The sequence below is a fragment of the Chryseobacterium sp. A301 genome (assembly GCF_054489425.1).
In genome coordinates this window covers 232,155-253,019 of record NZ_JBTMWY010000001.1, presented here as the reverse complement: position 1 = coordinate 253,019, position 20,865 = coordinate 232,155, and the positions used below count along the sequence as shown (strand labels likewise).

19 protein-coding genes are annotated in these 20,865 nt (G+C 38.0%); 15 read left to right on the top strand and 4 right to left on the bottom strand.

Translation table 11 applies throughout. The annotated features are described in order from the left end of the window. Positions 1-10: 10 nt before the first annotated feature. The 5 genes from ACX3PU_RS01165 to ACX3PU_RS01145 all read left to right on the top strand — a co-directional run bounded on the left by ACX3PU_RS01165 (position 11) and on the right by ACX3PU_RS01145 (position 7,899). Entirely contained in the window at positions 11-2,458 is a 2,448-nt protein-coding gene (locus ACX3PU_RS01165) for a bifunctional UDP-N-acetylmuramoyl-tripeptide:D-alanyl-D-alanine ligase/alanine racemase (protein WP_459082978.1), read from the top strand. Beyond that, entirely contained in the window at positions 2,458-4,623 is a 2,166-nt protein-coding gene (locus ACX3PU_RS01160; RefSeq protein WP_459082976.1) for a patatin-like phospholipase family protein, read from the top strand. The genes ACX3PU_RS01165 and ACX3PU_RS01160 overlap by 1 nt, the downstream gene beginning before the upstream one ends. A gap of 1 nt (position 4,624) precedes the next feature. Further along, positions 4,625-5,032: an rRNA maturation RNase YbeY gene (ybeY, locus tag ACX3PU_RS01155; protein WP_459082974.1), complete on the top strand. Its 408-nt coding sequence runs from the start codon at positions 4,625-4,627 to the stop codon at positions 5,030-5,032. Between the two features lie 126 nt (positions 5,033-5,158). Then, on the top strand, positions 5,159-7,021 hold the full coding sequence (gene mnmG, locus ACX3PU_RS01150) for a tRNA uridine-5-carboxymethylaminomethyl(34) synthesis enzyme MnmG (protein WP_459082972.1): 1,863 nt from the start codon (positions 5,159-5,161) through the stop codon (positions 7,019-7,021). A gap of 50 nt (positions 7,022-7,071) precedes the next feature. Continuing rightward, the gene (locus ACX3PU_RS01145; RefSeq protein WP_459082970.1) at positions 7,072-7,899 is read left to right on the top strand and encodes a class I SAM-dependent methyltransferase; all 828 of its coding nucleotides are present in this window, start codon (positions 7,072-7,074) and stop codon (positions 7,897-7,899) included. A 113-nt stretch (positions 7,900-8,012) separates the two neighbouring features. Here the strand turns inward: ACX3PU_RS01145 and ACX3PU_RS01140 are convergent, their stop codons facing one another. Further along, entirely contained in the window at positions 8,013-9,203 is a 1,191-nt protein-coding gene (locus tag ACX3PU_RS01140; protein WP_459082968.1) for a phosphoglycerate kinase, read from the bottom strand. 654 nt (positions 9,204-9,857) lie between these two features. On the opposite strand from ACX3PU_RS01140, the gene rpiB reads away from it, so the two are divergent. From rpiB to ACX3PU_RS01120, 4 genes are read left to right on the top strand one after another with little or no spacing between them, the layout of a single operon-like run. Next, entirely contained in the window at positions 9,858-10,286 is a 429-nt protein-coding gene (rpiB, locus tag ACX3PU_RS01135) for a ribose 5-phosphate isomerase B (RefSeq protein WP_459082966.1), read from the top strand. Positions 10,287-10,306: 20 nt separating this feature from the next. After that, on the top strand, positions 10,307-12,460 hold the full coding sequence (rnr, locus tag ACX3PU_RS01130) for a ribonuclease R (protein WP_459082964.1): 2,154 nt from the start codon (positions 10,307-10,309) through the stop codon (positions 12,458-12,460). A gap of 35 nt (positions 12,461-12,495) precedes the next feature. Further along, positions 12,496-13,185 (top strand): LysE family translocator, encoded by a 690-nt coding sequence (locus ACX3PU_RS01125; RefSeq protein WP_459082962.1) that lies wholly within the window; start codon positions 12,496-12,498, stop codon positions 13,183-13,185. 47 nt (positions 13,186-13,232) lie between these two features. Further along, positions 13,233-14,165, top strand: a complete 933-nt coding sequence (locus tag ACX3PU_RS01120; protein ID WP_459082960.1) for a S66 peptidase family protein — start codon at positions 13,233-13,235, stop codon at positions 14,163-14,165. A 49-nt stretch (positions 14,166-14,214) separates the two neighbouring features. Here ACX3PU_RS01120 and ACX3PU_RS01115 read toward each other — a convergent pair whose 3' ends face one another. Beyond that, positions 14,215-14,721, bottom strand: coding sequence for a superoxide dismutase family protein (locus ACX3PU_RS01115; protein WP_459082958.1), 507 nt, complete (start codon positions 14,719-14,721; stop codon positions 14,215-14,217). Between the two features lie 354 nt (positions 14,722-15,075). On the opposite strand from ACX3PU_RS01115, the gene ACX3PU_RS01110 reads away from it, so the two are divergent. The 5 genes from ACX3PU_RS01110 to ACX3PU_RS01090 all read left to right on the top strand — a co-directional run bounded on the left by ACX3PU_RS01110 (position 15,076) and on the right by ACX3PU_RS01090 (position 18,711). Beyond that, the gene (locus tag ACX3PU_RS01110) at positions 15,076-15,720 is read left to right on the top strand and encodes a tetratricopeptide repeat protein (RefSeq protein ID WP_459082956.1); all 645 of its coding nucleotides are present in this window, start codon (positions 15,076-15,078) and stop codon (positions 15,718-15,720) included. A 316-nt stretch (positions 15,721-16,036) separates the two neighbouring features. Next, a complete protein-coding gene (locus tag ACX3PU_RS01105) occupies positions 16,037-17,362 on the top strand; it encodes a 2TM domain-containing protein (RefSeq protein ID WP_459082954.1) in 1,326 nt (441 codons plus the stop codon). Next, entirely contained in the window at positions 17,353-17,676 is a 324-nt protein-coding gene (locus ACX3PU_RS01100; RefSeq protein WP_459082952.1) for a 2TM domain-containing protein, read from the top strand. The genes ACX3PU_RS01105 and ACX3PU_RS01100 overlap by 10 nt, the downstream gene beginning before the upstream one ends. Continuing rightward, the gene (locus ACX3PU_RS01095; protein WP_459082950.1) at positions 17,673-17,969 is read left to right on the top strand and encodes a 2TM domain-containing protein; all 297 of its coding nucleotides are present in this window, start codon (positions 17,673-17,675) and stop codon (positions 17,967-17,969) included. Before ACX3PU_RS01100 ends, ACX3PU_RS01095 begins: the two co-directional genes overlap by 4 nt. After that, the gene (locus ACX3PU_RS01090) at positions 17,959-18,711 is read left to right on the top strand and encodes a LytR/AlgR family response regulator transcription factor (protein ID WP_459082948.1); all 753 of its coding nucleotides are present in this window, start codon (positions 17,959-17,961) and stop codon (positions 18,709-18,711) included. The genes ACX3PU_RS01095 and ACX3PU_RS01090 overlap by 11 nt, the downstream gene beginning before the upstream one ends. A gap of 5 nt (positions 18,712-18,716) precedes the next feature. On the opposite strand, the gene mnmA is transcribed toward ACX3PU_RS01090, so the two are convergent. Then, the gene (mnmA, locus tag ACX3PU_RS01085) at positions 18,717-19,904 is read right to left on the bottom strand and encodes a tRNA 2-thiouridine(34) synthase MnmA (RefSeq protein WP_459082946.1); all 1,188 of its coding nucleotides are present in this window, start codon (positions 19,902-19,904) and stop codon (positions 18,717-18,719) included. Positions 19,905-20,012: 108 nt separating this feature from the next. Here mnmA and ACX3PU_RS01080 point away from each other — a divergent pair, with 108 nt between their 5' ends. Further along, entirely contained in the window at positions 20,013-20,561 is a 549-nt protein-coding gene (locus ACX3PU_RS01080) for a hypothetical protein (protein ID WP_459082944.1), read from the top strand. 37 nt (positions 20,562-20,598) lie between these two features. Here ACX3PU_RS01080 and ACX3PU_RS01075 read toward each other — a convergent pair whose 3' ends face one another. Beyond that, positions 20,599-20,793: a hypothetical protein gene (locus ACX3PU_RS01075; RefSeq protein WP_459082942.1), complete on the bottom strand. Its 195-nt coding sequence runs from the start codon at positions 20,791-20,793 to the stop codon at positions 20,599-20,601. Between the last annotated feature and the right edge of the window lie 72 nt (positions 20,794-20,865).

Below are 20,865 nucleotides of genomic sequence, written 5' to 3'. Positions count from 1 at the left end.
TTAAAAAGCAATGAATTACACTGCTCAACAGATTGCAGATATTACCAACTCTGAGCTGATTGGTGACAAAAATCGTCGTGTACAAAAAATAGCATTCGACAGCCGAATCATCTATTCCACAGAAGACACAGCTTTTATAGCGATATCCACGCCCAAAAGTAGTGGGATTAAATACATTAGCGAAGCGAAGGATAAAGGTATTGATGTGATTATCGCAGAGCAATATTTACCCAATTATGAGGATCTTACCTGGATAATTGTAAGGGATGCGCAAGTTTTTTTACAACAACTTGCTTCTTATCATTTGCGACAGATCGAGAACTTAAAAACCATTGGAATCACTGGAAGTAATGGAAAAACGGTCGTTAAAGAATGGCTATACCAAAGCCTTTGGGATCGTCAAAAGACCGTAAAAAGCCCAAAGAGCTTTAATTCTCAAATTGGTTTACCTCTATCCATCCTACAACTTGAACCCGAGGATCGTTTAGGTCTTTTTGAAGTGGGTATTTCAAAACCTGGCGAAATGGAGAAGCTGGAAGCTATTCTTTCACCAGAAATAGGCATCTTGACCCATATTGGATCTGCACATTTATATCATTTTAAGGAAGAAAGTCAATTAATCGACGAAAAGCTTAAACTCTTCAAGCATTCTCATACTGTTATTTTTTCTGGAGACAATCTAGACGTTTACAGAAAGATAAATTCTGAGTATGCAGACCGTGAACTACTCAGTTTTGGTTTTAAATCGCATAATGATGTACACATTATAGGAGATTGGCAAAACGTTCAAAAAGACGTTCTAATTCAACTTAAGGGAGAGCAAATACAGCTTCCGGTCCAACAACGGGATCACGCTACATTAAATAATGCACTCTGTATTTTAACGACTCTTACCTATTTAGGATATTCCTCTTCGCAAGCCATCGCAAAAATCAATGCGCTAAAAGGGGTCGAAATGCGGCTCGAGAGTGTAAACGGTCAAAAAGGAAACCTAATTATCAATGATTCTTTCAATTTAGATCTCGATTCTTTAATTACGGCCTTCCAATTTATAAAAGAATACCAAAAACAAGAAAAGAACTTAGTTCTGACCGATTTTTTCGAAGGACAAAACTCGAAAGGCCTCTATGAGCGAGTGGCAAAGCTAACCAATGAACAAGAATTCGATACTGTTTTTCTAGTCGGGGAAGAAATATCTCAACATGCCTCGCTTTTTGATTCGAAAACTTACACTTTTGAGCATACGCAACAACTTATGTCCAGTCCTGTTCTTCAACGAATAGAAGATTCTTTAATCTTGTTGAAAGGAGCTCGTCGATTTGAAATCGAGCGTTTAAAAAACCAACTAGAGCTGCAAAAGCACGACACTGTATTAGAGATAGACCTCAATTCCATTCTTCATAATATTAACGTACATAAATCTCTAGTCAAGCCTCAAACGAAAATGATGGCCATGGTAAAGGCATACGCCTATGGCTTAGGAGGGTACGAAATTGCCGAATTTCTACAGCACCACCATATTGATTACTTGGGGGTTGCTTATGCGGACGAAGGGGTGGAACTTCGAAAGAATGGAATTACTACTCCCATTATGGTCATGAATCCCGAGCAGCATAGTTATGCCACGATCATTGACTACAATCTGGAGCCTGAAATCTATAGCTTTCGAGTTCTCTCGCTTTTTTGCGAGCAACTAGAGCAAAAAGGGTATTTGGGATCTTATCCCATTCACATTAAAGTGGAAACAGGCATGCATAGACTTGGATTTAAAGAATCGGAGATGCAAGCCCTTACGCTAAAAATTAAGCAGCTCAATGTGCATGTAAAATCCATTTTCTCTCACTTATCTACCTCAGATATACCAGAAGAAAAATCCTACGTAATAAGCCAAGTAGAAACCTTTGAGCGGATTACGACTTCGCTTATAAGTCTACTTGGGTACTCGCCCCTACGTCACATCTTAAACTCGTCAGGAATTGCAAATTATCCCGAATTTCAATTTGACATGGTGCGCATCGGAATTGGAATGGTGGGCGTCAGTTCTTCCCAGCCCATAAAAGATTCTCTACAAAACGCCGTCCGTTTCAAAACCGTCATTTCTCAAATCTCCGAGATTAAAGAAGGTGATTCTGTTGGGTATAGCCGGCGCTATATTGCCTCACATGACACTCGTATCGCAACCATACCTGTGGGATATGCAGATGGTATTCCTCGACGCATTGGTAATAAGAAAGCATTTGTAAGCGTAAAAGGGACTTTAGTGCCTATTGTTGGGAATATATGCATGGATATGCTTATGCTTGATATTGGAAATTTAAATGTGCAGGAAGGAGATTCCGTCACTATTTTTAACGGTAGTCCTTCACTTGAAGAGTTTGCCGTGTATTGCGAAACGATTCCTTATGAGGTTCTCACTTCCATTTCTCGTCGTGTTAAACGAATTTATATTAAAACCTAATGAAGAAGTTACTAAGTCTCCTACTCGCCTTCTCTCTTTGCCTAAGCATTCAAGCCCAGGTAAAAAAAGACCTTGTCATCCCTAAAAATGCAAAAGTTGGGCTCTCTCTATCAGGAGGAGGAGCCAAAGGGTTTGCCCACATTGGAGTACTTAAAGTAATAGACTCTCTAGGAGTTAAAATCGATTATATTTCCGGGACTAGTATGGGTGCCATTGTAGGAGGGCTTTACGCCTCAGGCTATCGCGCGAAGGACATTGAGCAAATCGTCTTAAAAACGGATTTCTATACTCTTATCGCGAATGAAAAGACGCGGCAAGAAACTTCATTCTTCAACAAATCAGTAGATAAATACTTGCTCAATATTCCCATTAAAGATGGAAAAGTTAATATACTGCCTACTGCAATTTCTTCAGGTCAGAAGAACATCTACATGTTAAAAGAATTATTTAAAAACGTTTCTAATGTAAATGATTTTTCTAAGCTTCCGATCCCCTTTATGTGTGTGGCCACTAATTTAGAGACCGGTAAAATGGAACTCTTCGAAAAAGGTGATCTCGTGAATGCAATTATGGCAAGTTCCGCGTTCCCATCCCTTATGGACCCTGTACAGATAGGAGATTCTCTTTACATTGACGGAGCGATGACGGTGAACTATCCTTCAAAACCTTTGAAAGACAAAGGAATTGACATTGTGATTGGAGTAGATTTAAGTCAGGGTCTGGCCACTAGAGAGCAATTAAATAGCTTAATAGCCATCCTTAACCAAGTAACGGACTACTCGATTCAAAAAGAGACGAAAAATCAATACAATTATACAGATATCAATATCCATCCCAATCTAGAGGGGCTTAGTGCTACGAGTTACGGAGATAAACAAAACATCCTATCGAAGGGCTATCAAGAAGCGCTAAAGTATAGTTCCGTATTGGATTCGCTTCCAAAATCAACCGAAAATCTATTACGGGCCCCAACCAACCCCGTATTTAACAACCTTTACAAAATTGAAGGCATTAAACTGGAGAATAACAAAATCTTTAGCAGTGATTACGTTCAGGGAAAAATGAATTTGTCTCTACCCTCTCTTCAGAGCTACACATCCATAAACAAGATGATTGATAAACTGTACGCTACAAACCACTACAAATTAATCAATTACGATCTTGTTCAAGAAGAAGACAAAACCTATTTGAAACTAACTGTAAACGAAGACGAAACTCGCTTTTTCTTAAAATTCGGGCTCCATTATGACGAGATCTTTAAAACAGGTCTATTGGTTAACATTACAGCAAAACGATTGCTATTTCGGAACTCGACCATTTCGGCGGACGTCATTATAGGTGATGCACCACGATATTACTTCAATTATTTTATAGACAATGGCTATATCCCAGGATTTGGACTCTATGCTTCCCGCATGTCTTACGATTTAAAAGATAAAAATTCAATTACTTATCAGAAACAGACCTGGTACCGAAATGATATATTCATACAGTCGGTTTGGCAAGACCGTTACGCAATTGGTGGCGGACTTAGTCATGATCATTTTGAATCCAAAATCCCAAGTTCCACAGTTTCGACGAAAGACCAATTTCTCAACCCTTACGCTTTTATTAAAAGCGATACCCAAGACGATCGAGATTTTGCAACACGAGGCATCTATTTATACGTCGAAGGAAAATTAATAGACGTCCTTGATAAAGAGACGGATAATTCTATCTTCCAAGCAAAGGCAAATGTTAAAATCAATATCCCTATAACCTCCTACTACACCAATCGACTCCAAACCATGGTGGGACTTTCAGTTGGAGAACAGCTTAATCCTTTCTATGAATATAAGCTCGGTGGGATTTTTGGACAAAACATGGGTAATTTGATACCTTTTAATGGATACGAGCTGGGACAGGAAACTGGAAACAATATATTCGTGGTTTCCAATGATTTTCAATTCAAGATAAATAAAAATCTATTTCTAACCCCTAATGTATCCATTGCGACTGCATTTAATTCTTTGGAAGATATTCAATTATTTGATATCATGCACTCCTCTGTAGGGCTAACCGCAGGCTATAGATCTCCCTTTGGACAGATAAAACTAAATTACAGCAAATCACTTACAATTAATAATGAAGGGTTATTTACCGTAATCCTAGGACACTGGTTTTAATATGATAAACTATTTTTTTGAACAGATCCCTTCTATGGATATCGCGACCTCCACGACTGAGTGGTTAACGTCATTAGTTGAGCGGGAAGGCAAAAAGGTTGGCGAAATATCGTACATATTCTGTGACGATGAATACCTACTCTCTATTAACAAAACCTATTTACAACACGATTATTACACAGATATAATCACTTTTGACTATGTAAAGGGTAGCCTTATAAACGCAGATATTTTCGTATCTTTGCCCCGCGTTTTAGAAAATTCAAAGTCATTATCAACAACTTACGACCAAGAATTGCATAGAGTGCTTGCTCACGGCCTACTCCATCTTTGTGGATATAAGGACAAAACCGAAGAGCAGGAAGCTCAAATGCGCGCAAAAGAAAACTTCTATCTTGAGAAGCGATAAGGATTGTATTTACTTTTAGGAAATTTTATTCTCCTAAATCTCTGCATTTATACCTACACTTCTCAGATTTAAGAATCTAATGTTTCACGTGAAACATTAGAAATTTAATCCAATAGATTGGAAATTATGATTAGTGAAATATACGATGTAATAGTAGTGGGCGGAGGTCATGCTGGTTGCGAAGCAGCAGCCGCAGCAGCGAACATGGGATCCAAAACTCTACTAGTTACGATGAATATGCAAACGATAGGTCAAATGAGCTGCAATCCAGCAATGGGAGGTATTGCAAAAGGACAAATCGTACGTGAAATCGATGCCATGGGTGGTTACTCAGGTATTATAGCGGATAAGTCTGCCATCCAATTCAAGATGCTAAACTTATCTAAGGGACCCGCTATGTGGTCTCCTAGAACGCAGAATGACCGCATGCTCTTTGCCCAGGAATGGAGACTGGCTTTGGAAAATACTCCGAACTTAGATTTCTTTCAAGACATGGTGAAAAGCCTTTTGATTGAAAATAACAAAGTATCTGGAGTCATAACATCTCTCGGTATTCACATCAAATCAAAATCCGTTGTACTTACAAACGGGACCTTCCTAAACGGGCTTATCCACGTAGGTGATAAACAGCTTGGAGGTGGACGTATGGGAGAACCCAAAGCGTTTGGTATTACTGAACAGCTGGTATCCTTAGGTTTTACTAGTGGTCGAATGAAAACCGGAACACCTCCCCGAGTAGACGGAAGAAGTCTAGACTATAGCAAAATGGAAGAACAGCCGGGAGATCCAAATCCAAAGAAATTTTCCTACTTGCCTAGTGATCCATTGACAGCCCAAAGAAGCTGCCACATTACGTATACCAACGAAAAAGTACATGAAATTCTTCGTGAAGGGTTTGACAGAAGTCCTATGTTTAATGGAACCATCCAAAGCATTGGCCCAAGATACTGCCCTAGTATTGAAGATAAAATCAACAGATTTGCCGAACGTACGAGACATCAATTGTTCGTAGAACCTGAAGGCTGGAAAACGGTTGAAGTTTATGTAAATGGATTCAGTTCCTCACTCCCAGAAGACATTCAAGTGAAAGCGATGAAGCAAATTCCAGGTTTTGAAAACGTAAAAGTTTTCCGTCCTGGGTATGCCATTGAATACGACTACTTCCCTCCTACTCAACTCCAGCATACCTTAGAAACCAAATTAATAGAAAACCTTTATTTCGCAGGTCAAATCAATGGAACAACAGGATACGAAGAAGCAGCGGGCCAAGGCCTAATGGCAGGGATCAATGCGCACAATAAGGTCCACGGTAAACCGGAAGTTATTCTCAACAGAAACGAGGCCTATATAGGTGTTCTTATTGACGATTTAATCACAAAAGGAACAGAAGAACCCTATAGAATGTTTACGTCGAGAGCAGAATACAGACTACTGCTTCGTCAGGACAACGCAGACATTAGACTAACACAAAAATCATATGAATTTGGATTAGCATCACAGGAACGTCTCGAAAGAGTTCAAGAAAAAATAGTAAAATCCCAAGAACTGGAAGCCTTTTTAAGGGAAACATCCCTTAAACCTGGTATAATTAATCCTATTTTAGAATCTATCGAATCTTCTCCTGTGGATCAAGCCTATAAAGCTGCACAGATCCTTACTAGACCCAATATGAGTTTAGAAAAACTTGATGAAATCGATTTCATTAAAGAGTTCTCAAGAAATTTTCAACAAGAAGTTCGTGAACAAGCAGAAATAAACATAAAATACAAAGGCTATATAGACAAGGAACGTGAAAATGTATCAAAACTTTCACGAATGGAAAACATCAAAATTCATGAAGACTTCGACTATACTAAGATAGCCTCTCTCTCAGCAGAAGCAAAAATTAAGCTACAAGCTGTACAACCACGTACCATTGCCCAAGCTTCTAGAATCAGCGGAGTCTCCCCTGCCGATATTAATGTACTACTTATTTATATAGGAAGATAAATATATTGTTTCACGTGAAACAATTCATTTGAAATTGAAAAACAAAACAAATGCAGGTTAAAGATCATTTTCTTACTCAAGAGGAATTTGAAATAAAAGATACGGATACCGAAGGTATTAAAAAGACATGGCCCATCCCCTCTCAATTAAATAGATATTACCAAAGTCCAAAATACATTTCCCATCACCAAGATAACGGAAGTTTAAAAGAAAGAATCTACAAATTTGTACAATCTTTTAATCTCAATTACAAGCGAAATATAGTTGCTTCGCATAGTTTTAAAAATGCAAGTGTACTCGACTATGGATGTGGCGCCGGTGAGTTTTTAAAAACCATTGAGGAGGATTTTATAACCTATGGCTATGAACCCTCAAAAGTAGCAAGTGAAGCAGCGAAAAATAAACTTAAGAAAACCCATCTCGTTACAGACCTCGAAGATCTACCGGATTCTTCTTTGGATGTAATTACCTTATGGCATGTATTGGAACATATTGAAAATCAAGAAGATACATTAAATAAATTATATAACAAACTGAAAACAAGCGGTATACTAATCTTAGCGCTTCCCAATTATAAATCGTTTGATGCTCAGCATTACAAATCCTATTGGGCTGCTTACGACGTACCAAGACACCTTTACCATTTTTCAAAAATAGGGATAGAATCTAAATTTGATTCAAACTCTTGGAAACTGAAACAAATCAAACCTCTCCTACTCGATTCCATTTATATTTCAATTCTGAGTGAAAAATACAAAAAAAACCCATTTGCAATCCTTTCGGGAGGTCTCATTGGAGTAATTTCTAATTTTAAAGCATTAAAAACAAACGATTATTCTAGTCTGATATATATTATCGAAAAAAAAGAGAACGTTTAAATTTGACCTATTTCTGAAAGCTATTTTTTCGGAAAAATTTACTAAAAAAGAAAAAAAGAAAGGCCGGAGATAATTAAGTAATCTCCGGCCCTTCTTTTTTTATCAAAAAATCATTAATGCATGATCGCAGCAACTCCAGGCAATTCCAAACCTTCCAAACTTTCTAACATTGCTCCACCTCCAGTAGAAACATAAGAAACTTTATTCTCGTAGTTATTCTGCTTAACAAACGCTACACTATCCCCTCCTCCAACAAGAGAAAAAGCACCAAGCTTTGTTGCTTCGGCAATACTATCCCCTAGTGCAATCGTTCCTTCCGCAAAAGAAGGCATTTCAAAAACACCCAGTGGACCGTTCCAAAGGATGGTTCTAGAATTCACAATCGTATCATGAACTAATACTCGAGATCGAGGACCAGAATCAAGTCCCATCCAACCTTCTGGAATATCATAAATATCTACCACTTTCGTATTCGCATCGTTATTGAATTCATCCGCAATCACTACATCCATAGGAAGACAAACCTCCACGTTATTAGCCCTAGCCTTTTTCAAAATATCTAAAGCTAAATCCATCTTATCCACTTCCACTAAGGAATTTCCAATATTGCCACCCAAAGCCTTAATAAAGGTGAACGCCATTCCTCCTCCAATAATGAGATTGTCTATCGCGCCAAGCATATTTTCAATAATGGTTATTTTAGAAGAAACTTTAGATCCTCCAATAACTGCTGTCACCGGTCTTTCTCCTTTTCCGAGTACTTGTTCAATAGCTTCTAACTCTTTAGCCATTAACAAACCGAAAAATTTAGTTTTAGGAAAAAATTTAGCAATTACTGCCGTAGATGCATGGTTACGATGAGCCGTACCAAAGGCATCATTAACATAGGCATCTCCATACTTAGAAAGCTTTTCAGCAAAATTTTCATCTCCATCTTCTTCTTCTGTATAGAATCTTAAATTTTCAAGTAAGAGAATCTCGCCCGTCTTTATTTCCGAGGTCTTTTTTACAGCCTCATCCCCAAGACAATCAGAACAAAATTCTACTTTATGTCCTAAAACTCCTTCAATATCTTTCACAATATTTTTAAGCGAAAACTCTTCACTCACCTTTCCTTTAGGTCGCCCCAAATGAGTCATAAGCACAACCGAACCCCCATCGCTAAGTATTTTATCAATCGTAGGTTTTGCAGCCTCAATTCGGCTTAAATCAGTTACTTTTAAATCCGCACTCTGTGGAACATTGAAATCCACTCGGACTAGAGCTCTTTTATTATTAAAATCAAAATCTTTAATTGTTTTCATATTGCTTTTTATTCATTGCTTAATGGAAAACAAATCTAATCAATTCACCGCCTTAAAAAAAATCAAACTCACTAAAATTAATCACAAACCCTTCTTCACATTACCTAACAGTATTTCACTATTTTTTTTTATATATAAAAAGAAAAGTGTTGTATGTTGTTATGTCTTGTTAGTTGTGGGGATAAGTTTTTTTAAAAAAGTTTACCTCGTACAATAGGGAATTAATCCGCAAGTAATTCACATTTCATATATTTGATAATTAGATAAATGCGAGGTTATTCACAATTAACTGCAATTTTTTTTTAGTTTGATTTATGGATAAAATCTATATGGACAAACTCGGTATAACTGCGGCCAAATTTTGGAAAAGTATTTAGCTTTTCTCTTTTAGTATTCTGTCTTAGACAATTTAGGTTAATAAAACAAGAGCAAGTTTTGGATAGTTATTCACACGTTTCTTATGATTTATTAACATAGTTCCTAATAAAATGTTAAAATGGTTTCTATCAACGCTTTATAAACGACCATTAGTTTATAACTTATAGTTATTCAAATAGTTATAATATAGTGAAAGTATTGAGCTTGATTTTAGAGTGGGGATAAATATCGGACTGAATTTAAAATTGTAAATTTGGAAGATTAAAAATGAAAAAAATGAAGAAAATTGCCATTGCTTGTGACCATGCCGGTTTTGAATATAAAGAATATTTAAAAACGATGCTTAAAGATCGTTACCAGATTACAGATTATGGTACGGACGGTTTGGAGAGTGTAGACTATCCTGACTTTGTACATCCCGCGGCCAATTCTGTAGAAGAAGGCATCAATGAAATGGGTATTTTAATCTGTGGAAGTGGACAAGGTGTTCAACTTACTGCAAACAAACATAAAGGGGTGAGATGTGCACTTTGTTGGATGCCTGCTTTAGGGAGTTTAGCAAAGCAGCATAATAATTGCAATATGGTTGCTATTCCAGCTCGTTTTATTGCAAAAGAGCTTGCTCTAGAAATTGTAGAAACTTTTTTAACAACAGAATTTGAAGGCGGAAGACACCAAACCCGCGTCAATAAAATTTCTTGTTAAGTATATAACCCACCGTGTCAATGGCAAAAAAATCAAAATACATTAGTCAAAAGAACAATCAGAAATTACGAGATATTGGTAAAAAAGTTCTCGAGTTCATGAATAAGGAAACCTCGAAAATCTACAATTACAAACAGATTTCTGATGGTATTGACTATAAAAACCCTAGACAGAGAGAACTGGTAATACAAGCTCTGCATCAACTTCTATCGCAAGATAGAATCAAAGAGGTTGAAAAGGGGAAATACATCGTAAATCTAAAGATCCAAGGAACGCTGACAGGAATCATTGATTTCAATCAAGCCGGAAATGCATTTGTGAAAGTAGAGGGGTTTGAGGATGATATATTCATTCATTCCAAGAATGTAAAAGATGCTTTTCAAGGAGATAAAGTAATGATTGTCACCTACAATTACAAAGGCAAAAAGCTTGAGGGCTCTGTTCTGGAAGTACTTGAAAGGAACAAAACAGAGTTTGTTGGAACCTTCGAACATATCACACTTAAGGATTTTGCTTTTGTGGTCGCCGATAGAAAGGTGATTAATACCGATATATTTATTAAAAAAGAACACTTTGGCGGTGCGACATCCGGAGATAAGGTTGTGGTTCGAATGCTAGGTTGGAACAAAGGGGATAAAAACCCTCAAGGAGAAGTAATTCAGATACTAGGTGCGCCTGGGGAACACGAGACCGAAATTCATTCCATTTTAGCAGAATATGGACTCCCTTATGAGTTCCCTGCAGAAGTCCAAAACGCAGCGGATCATATAGATCGAGAAATTCGAAAAGAAGAAGTTGCAAAGCGTAGAGATATGCGCTCTGTTCTAACCTTTACCATTGACCCGAAGGATGCAAAGGATTTTGACGATGCGCTTTCGATTCAAAAATTAGAAAATGGAAATTGGGAAATAGGCGTGCATATTGCAGATGTATCCCATTATGTACAACCCGAGGGTATAATTGACCAGGAAGCTTATGAACGTGCCACTTCAGTCTACTTAGTTGACCGAGTCGTTCCCATGTTACCCGAGGTGCTCAGCAACGATGTTTGCTCCCTTCGTCCTAATGAAGACAAATATACCTTTTCGGCTGTTTTCGAGTTAGACGATCAATCGAACATACAAAACCAATGGTTTGGTAGAACGGTAACCCATTCAGACCGTAGATTCTCCTACGAAGAAGCTCAAGAACGAATTGAAAGTGGAGAGGGTGACTTACATGAAGAAATCAACACCTTAAATAGGCTTGCTAAAATTTTAAGGGATGCGCGTATTAAAAACGGTGCAATTACTTTTGATCGAAGCGAAGTGCGATTTAATTTAGATGAAGATAATGAACCGATTGGGGTTTATTTTAAGGTAAGCAAGGATAGCAACCATTTAATTGAAGAATTCATGCTACTTGCCAATCGCAAAGTATCGGAATTTATTTCGCTCAATTCCAAAGGAGAAATATCGAATAAGACCTTTATTTACAGGATTCATGACGATCCTGATCCTACTAAACTGGAAGCCTTACGAGATTTTGTTTCTACTTTTGGCTACAAAATGAACATTTCGAATTCGAAGCAAACCACGGAAAGTATGAATTCTCTTTTGCAAGATGTAAAGGGGAAACCAGAAGAAAATATGATCGAAACCTTGGCCATGCGCTCGATGAGCAAGGCAGTTTATTCAACCGATCCCATTGGGCATTATGGGTTAGGTTTTTCTTATTATTCACATTTTACTTCTCCAATACGACGTTACCCCGATTTAATTGCCCATCGATTATTGCAACATTATTTAGATGGCGGGAAATCGGTGAATAGCGAAGAGATTGAGGAAAAAGCGAAACACTGTTCTGCACGAGAGCGATTAGCAGCTGATGCGGAGCGTGACAGCATTAAATATATGCAAGTGAAATTCATGGATAAACATGTCGGGCAGGTGTTCGAAGGTGTTATCTCTGGAGTAGCAGACTTCGGATTTTGGGTTCAAATACCAGAAAATGGTGCGGAAGGACTTATTAAACTTAGAGATTTGACAGACGATAGCTACCAATACGATGCGAAAACGCATTCCGTTCATGGGTCTAGGCATGGACGTCAATTTCAATTGGGAGATAAAGTGAAAATCAAAGTAATGAAAGCCAATTTGGTTCGAAAACAACTTGATTTTAAAATTGTAGATTAACCTCCAGAATCATTTGATAATATAAGACTTACTTCATGATAGAACTCATACTATCAGCGGTTGGACTTGGTTTAATGCTAAGTTTAGTTTTCATAGGACCTATTTTCTTTCTATTAATTGAAACTAGTTTTTTACGAGGACCAAGGCATGCATTAGCATTGGATTTGGGCGTGATTGCCGCAGATATACTTTGTATTATCGCAGCCTATTTCGCCAGTTCAGACATAGTCCATCTTATTGATAAACACCCTAGTTTTTATCGAATAACGGCACTGCTTTTATTCATCTATGGTCTTTTCATGATTCTGACCAAAACAAAGATGCACATCAAAGGAGAGGGAAATCTAATTTCTCAAAATTATTTTAAAACCTTTGTTAATGGGTTTATTTTTAATCTCCTAAATATCGGAGTCATCCTTTTTTGGTTAGTGACTGTGGTCTCTGTACGCAATCAGTATCCGCAGCAAAATAATTTTATACTCTATCTTTCACTGGTCATTATAACCTATTTGTGTGTGGATATGGTGAAAATATTCCTTGCAAAGCAATTTCACTATAAACTAAATCAAAACATTGCAAATACGATACGACGTGTAGTAGGATTCATATTATTACTTTTTAGTCTTGTTGTGTTTCTCCAAAGTTTCAAGAAATTTAATCGTTTAGATACGCAGATCGAAGAAGCACAAAAAAAAGAAATTAAGTTACAAAAACAGGAGCCCTAAATTAGACAAGGGAATGGAAAGAAAGGAGGAGGAATCAAATGAAAATTATGAAGACAAAATTAGCTCAGAAGCCGCTTGGGAAAAATAGTCGAATTGCAATTATCTCTCCTGCTGGCGCTGTTAAGGCCTCGGATTTAGAAGGTACGTTAGATCTACTTAAAAAAGAAGGATTTGAGCCTGTTCTGGGTCGATATGCACTCGGTGAGCATGAGGAAGGCTACATGTACTCGGGAAGCATTAAAAACCGATTAGAAGACCTGAATTGGGCGTTAAACGAGGAGTCGATTGATGCGGTGTGGGCTACCCGAGGAGGATACGGTTGTCAGCATTTACTCAAAGGCATTCAGCTGGACCCATTACACAAAACACCAAAATGGTATGTTGGGTATTCCGACAATACCGTAATCCATAGCTATTTGCTAAAGAAGGGATGGAATTCCATTAACGGTCAAACGATTAAAACCTCGAGTTTCCAAGTAGATCCTAAGTCCTACCAGCTCATATTTGATGTTTTCAAAGGCATTAAACCTAATTATTTAGTTGAAGTGCATGAACATAATAAAGGAGGGGAGGTTGAAGGTGTAATCGTTGGAGGTAATTTAGCCTTAGTCTATGCTTTGCTTGGAAGCCCTTATAGTTTTGATTTTCAAGATAAGATCCTTTTTATAGAAGAAATAGGAGAGGAGTACTATGCTTTAGATCGTATGATTACGAGCTTAGAACTTGCGGGTGTATTTGGTCAAATTAAAGGACTGATTGTAGGAGGGATGACTAGCATGGGGAAGAAAGATAAGAACAAGAATTACGAATCTTTCTATGATCCGTATTCCTACGAGCTCATTGCTAGTAGATTAGAATCCTATGAAATTCCTATGCTATTTGGATTTCCAAACGGACATATTTTCGATAACAGACCGTTAATTATTGGGTCGGAAGTGAAACTCAAGGTAGATTCCAAATGTAGCATTGAGTTTTTGTAAAATAAGAGGAACACAGAATAGGTCTAATGTTCCCCTTAAGTGCTTTGTCTTATTTAATTTCGACACATCCAACTCTACCTCCTGCATTTCCAGTCGGTTGAGTTTTGAAGTCATCCGCTTTTGCATGAATAATGATGGCTTTTCCAATTACATTTTTATTTGGATCGTCACATCCCACACACCATTTGTCGGTTTTCATGACCAAACGGGCTGTTCCGTCCTGATTGGTTTTTAAATTTCCTATATCGCCTGCATGATGATCAGAATCGCCCCATTTTCCATGGTCCTTAGCAAGGGGATTCCAGTGTCCACCTGCAGAGCTTCCGTCCGCTGCAGAACAATCACCTGTTTCGTGAATATGAGCTGCATGCGTACTGTTCGGATTTAAATTGTAGACATTCATGTCTAGTTCTACTTCGCCAGCCTTTTGTGTAAAGCTTACCGTACCTTGAGTATTCGTATCGCTTTTAGACTGAATGGCGTAGGTCTTTGTCGTCCCGCAAGAAACGGCAGTGGCAAGCACAGCACCGATTAAGAGGAATGAAGAATTTTTCATAATATAAAATTTAAAATTAGATTAACTCGAGCCTAAATTTACTGATTATTAAGCGAAAGAATAGTAAGATGTCGATATTTTAGAAAGCTTTTTTGAATAAATGTAAGTAGGGTGATTACCGGAATAGATGGTTTTGTCATTTCAAAGACCTTTTAAATTCATTTTGAAGCAGGTTCTCACGGAACGTTAAGGAGTTAAATGTGCGGATTTACCCGTAAAATCACCATCCTTTACGTTCTTTTTCCAAAACCGGTACTAATCTTTACGGTTCAGGATACAAAATATACGGTTCGGTCGGTTCGCTTTTGAAAAAAAGCTTCGAGCGAATACCTTTGTTCTATAAATATAAAGAATATGAAAAATGTACTACTTATTACCGGAATTCTATTTTCTCTAAATTTTGTTTCTGCTCAACAAGGAGAACAAATCAATATGCACGAGAAAATCGAACAATTAGAGCAGCGTCCTTCCTTTGAGCATTTAAAAAAGTTATCAAATGAGTTTGCTACTCTGGCTAGCCAAGACCCATCGAATTGGCTTCCCAACTATTTTGCTGCCTTGGCACAAATACGGATGGGAAGAAGCCTTATGATGGAGGGTAAAATTGGAGAATTAGATCCCTATGCAGATAAAGCAGAGAGTTATGTAGCGAAAGCAATGGCCTTACAACCTGAAAACGCAGAACTCTATATTTTGAAAAAGATGATTCATGGACTTAGGTTAATGGTTAATCCCATGGAGAGATATGCAAGTGAAAGTATGCTTGGTGCCCAGTCTTTAGAAAAAGCGGAAAAAATCGATCCGACCAATCCTAGGATTACACTCTTGCGTGCAGAAGATTTGTATTATACTCCAGAAGAGTATGGGGGTAGTAAATCAAAAGGACTTGAGCTCTTTGCAAAGTCGATCGAACAGTTTGATTCCTATCAAGTAAAAGGAAAAAATGCTCCAAATTGGGGTAAGTCTGAGGCTGAGTATTTCTTAAAGTCGAAACCTTAAAGTCGCGAAGTACGGACCAAAACCAATATTGTATGCTAGAACATTTCATTAATAGGAAAGCAAATCCATGGACTGGGAGATTCTCGCGATGGATTTGGATTCACAGTATCGTACTTATGCTTCTGATACTGCTCTGCAGAATGCATGAGTCCTCACAAGAAAAATTTCTCATCTCGGTATATCTTCTAACCGTATACGGACAATTTGTAATTTTTCATTTGTTCTATCATGCAAGTGTAAAACCCTGGTTAAAATCTAATGGTTCCACAATAACCAAATCTAATTAAAATGTATCTTTACTTAAACGCTATTAAAAATGTCTAAAAACCTTCGTAACATACTGCTAATTACTCTGATACTCTCGAGCCTCTTGTTTGGTTTTCTTACCCCTGACAGGACCGTTGCGAATCTTGGTCTTACCCTTGGCGTATGTTTAATGTATACCGTAATACTTGGCGTAAGTAACACTGCATTAAATACGTTTTTGAATCAGAAGTTTTCATGGGCAAAAAATACGGGGAAGCGAGTAGCCCTTGGTATTCTTTTGACTCTAGTGGTCAATGCAGTCCTTGTTCTACTTTGCAATTACCTGAATTTTATCGTGATTCAAGGGGAGGATCCTTCCCATTTTTTCAACGGGGATATGAATTTTAGACACTGGTTTATATTAAATATTGCTCTATTAGTTACCGCAGTAATGCATATTAATGGATTTGTTAAGGCCCTAAAGAGAAATACTCGGAGTGAGGTCGTGGAGCAAAAAATCATTGCTTCAGCGGCCAATGCACAATTTGAGAGTTTGAAAAACCAATTAGACCCTCATTTTCTATTCAATTCTCTAAATGTGTTGAGTGCCCTAATTGAGGAAAATTCTGAAGCAGCGCAAAAATTCACCGATTCGATGTCAAAAGTATACCGGTATGTTTTGGAACAAAAGGACAAAGAATTAGTAAGCACACAGGAGGAAATTGAATTTGCAAAAACCTATTGTGAGCTTCTTAAAACGCGTTTTGAAGAAAGTGTGCAATTTGAATTTGATGTGAACGAAAAAACCTTAGAAGCGTTCGTAGTCCCACTCTCTTTGCAACTTTTGTTGGAGAATAGCATCAAGCACAATTTTGCCACTGAAAGTAGGCCGCTACGTATACGAATCTATTCTGAGGAGGGTTTCTTATGCGTCGAGAATAATTATCAACCTAGAGAACAATCCAAAGAGCGCCATGGAATCGGGCTGAGCAATATTGTGCAGCGCTACGCACTATTAACCTCACGCAATGTATACATTGAAAAATCGGAAGAAAAGTTTAAAGTAAAAATACCCTTATTAACTAAAAAAATCACAGCAATGCAAACCTATGAATATACGGAAGATACTTCCTACAAACAAGCTAAAAAACGAGTGGAAGAACTCAAAGGGTTCTATGGAAATTTAATATCCTACTGCATTTTCATTCCTTTTTTGTTTTTTATCAATTGGAGAACCTCGCCTAACTACTGGTGGGCATTTTGGCCCATGCTAGGGTGGGGAATCGGAGTGGTATCCCATGCAGTCCACATTTTTGGCATCGGACGCGATTGGGAAGAGCGACAGATTAAAAAGTATATGAAAAAAGAAAATGCAAATACCAACCAATGGAAGTAACAAATACACAAACGCAGAAGTCTCTTGAATACCGCAAAGCGAAGGCGAGAGTAAAAAATCTCAAAACCTACTATTTCATGCTTTTTGGATATGTAATTATTGTACTGATATATTTTCTAAATAAAAGCGGCGAACCCTTCTTTAGTCTTGGACCTTTTTTGAACGGTTGGCTTCTTACTCTCTGGGGTGTATTTTTGATTTTGTTTGGACTATTTCTTTACATACCTTTTTTTCGTCATTGGGAAGATAGGCAGTTAGAGAAGGAACTGAAACGAATCGAGAAGTATGCTACCAAAAACAATCAGGGATTATGAGTTCAGATCAAACCTACCAAACCGCGAAAAGGCAAGTACGGAAAATAAAAGGCTTTTACATTCATTTGCAGGTCTATTTAACTGTTTTGGTGTTTTTGACCCTTCTTCCTTATCTGGTTCATGAGGGTGAGGAAGATTTCAGTGCCATTTGGGGACTAGGATTTTGGGGAATTGGTCTGCTTGCCCATGGCTGTTCCGTATTTATTCCTAAATTTATCCTAGGAAGGAAATGGGAGGAGAGAAAAATTGAAGAATTGATAAGGAAGGAAAAAGCTAAGAAAAATGCAACGTAAGACCAAAACGCTCATTATTGAAGACGAAAAACCAGCCGCACGAAAGCTAGAAAGGCTTATTAGCTTGTTTCCTGAGTTGGAGCTAGTTGCAGTGCTGCATTCGGTGGAGGAGGGAGTGGATTATTTTAAAAATAGCCCACATCCCGACCTCATATTTTCAGATATTGTCCTTGGAGATGGTGTCTCGTTTGACATCTTTGATCAAATACCCACCCAGAGTTTTATTATTTATACGACCGCCTTTGATAATTATACGTTACGAGCATTTAAGCTCAATTCGATTGATTATTTACTTAAACCCATTGGAAAGCCAGAATTAGAATGTGCTATTGAAAAGTATCGAAAATTTGCACCCCAAGAGCAGCATTATGCGGATTTAAATTTCCGAGAATTAATTAGTACTCCAAGAGCCTCACTCTCCAGAATTTTAGTAAAAATAGGTTACAATTTAAAGGTCATCCCGGTGGAAGATATAAGTTATTTTTTTAGCGAAAATAAGACGGTCTATGCCCAAACGTTAGAGAGGACTTATCCTACTGATTTTACACTTGAGGAACTGCAAGAGAATTTAGATCCCGCCGCGTTTTTCCGAATCAATAGACAAACGATCATTCGATTGGAAGAGATTCGAAATATTCATACTTCGCCTCAATTCAAAGTAGAAATGGCGGGTCAATCGCATGAAGAAATCATTGTGAGTAGGGAACGGGTGAAGGATTTTAAAGCTTGGCTAGAAGCCTAATCTTTTTAATTGATAACACCACTTCCAATAAGCTCATCTCCTTGATACCATGCCACAAATTGTCCTTCCGCTACGGCAGATTGAGGGGTTTCAAATTCAACATACAGTCCTGATTCCTCTTGGTAAAGTGTGGCTTTGCTTAAGGGTTGACGGTATCGGATTCTAGCCATTACCTCCATAGATTCTCCTACTTTTAAACTTAAGTCCGGACGAATCCAGTGTATTTCTTCAGGAGTCACTTTAATCACTTTTTGAAATAGGCCAGGGAAGTCTTTTCCTTCTCCCACATAGAGAATGTTATTTTCCATATCGCGAGAGAGGATAAAGCAACTTTCTTTGTGTCCACCAATCCCTAAACCTTTGCTTTGTCCAATCGTGTAGTACTGCGCTCCTTGGTGTTTTCCAATGACTTTTCCTTCCGGTTTCTGGTAGGTGATTTTTGAGGATAAATATTCGAGCTCCTGAGTTTTTGTTTCAAACGTTGGAAGTTCTTTCTGAAAAATAGGATGGTCTTTGAAAATCTCCACAATCTCACCTTCTTTTGGCTCTAGCTGTTGCTTTAAAAATTCAGGTAAGCTCACTTTGCCAATGAAACATAACCCTTGAGAATCCTTTTTTTCTGCAGTGACCAAATCTAGTTTTTTAGCAATTTCTCGCACTTGAGGTTTGGTCAGTTCTCCAATGGGGAAAACAGCTTTAGAGAGTTGTTGTTGGTTAAGTTGACATAAGAAATAGCTTTGGTCTTTGTTGGAGTCTATTCCTTCTAAAAGTCTGTAGATTTCTTTTCCTTCCGAATTCTTTGTGGAGTCTAAACGTGCATAATGGCCCGTTGCAACTTTGTCTGCACCGAGAGACAAGGCGGTATCTAGAAAGACATCGAATTTTACTTCACGGTTGCACAAAATATCTGGGTTGGGAGTACGACCTTTTTGGTATTCTTCAAACATGTAGTCCACGATACGCTCTTTATACAAGTCACTCATGTCAATCACTTGGAATGGGATTCCTAGTTTTTGTGCTACTAGCAGAGCGTCATTGCTGTCCTCAATCCAAGGACATTCATCCTCTAAGGTAACGGAAGCATCGTTCCAATTGCGCATGAATAACCCCACCACGTCGTGCCCTTGCTGCTGAAGCAGGTAAGCGGCAACAGATGAGTCTACACCTCCAGAAAGTCCAACTACTATTTTCATGTGAATACTTAAAAAATATTTTTGCAAATTTACGACTTAATTATTCAAAAAGTCGGTTCTGTGATTCATGGAACGAAAGACAGAAATAGACAATTTAAAAAACAACAAATGAAAAATTTACAGAAAATATCACTTTTGGTTTTGGTGCATCTCTTTGCCTTCAGCTTTGCCCAAGAGTCCTACTCCCAAGAGGAGGAGCCAGCTCCTTCCCGATGGACACTCGGAGGATCTGTGGGTCTAGGAGGGTCCTTTGGAAGCGGAAGCTCAAGCACGGCTTTATCCCTTTCCCCCAAAGTTGGGTATTGGCTAACGCCTGCATTGCAGGGTGGATTAAGTACAAATTTTATGTGGCAAAACTCAAAGTATTTCTCAACCTCGATTGCGGGCGTGGGACCCTTTTTAAATTATTTTGTGCTTCCTAATTTTTATCTTTCCTCCAAGTATGAACATTATTTTGTGGGTCAGAAGGACAAAGCGACCTCTCAAAAGATATCGGACTCTGAGCCCTCCCTTTGGTTTGGATTAGGGTACGCTCAGCCCATAGCAAGAGGTTCCTACCTTCAAATCGGAGGAATGTATAACGTTCTTTACAAAAAGAATAGTTCTGTGTTTTCCAGTGGATTTTCGCCCACGCTCGGAGTTATGATTGGACTTTAAAAGGGTAGAGATTGAAATTATCTAATTTCACTTCGGATTAAAGCAAGGAGAGATACTCCACACCGTGTTGAGGATCTTCTTTAGGTTCTGTTTTCGAAAACTGTTTATGAAATTCGTCGTAATAGCAATTCGATTCCATCTCCGTTGTAAATAACTTTTTAAAGAAGGTAATTCCGAATACAGCGGCTAATCCTAGTGTGCTTGCAAGTAATACTTTTGTTTCGATTTTCATTTTCGTGAGATTTATCTCTCTGTAACTTGCAAATTATGTTCCTTTCTACCCCATGGAACGTATAAAATTTGT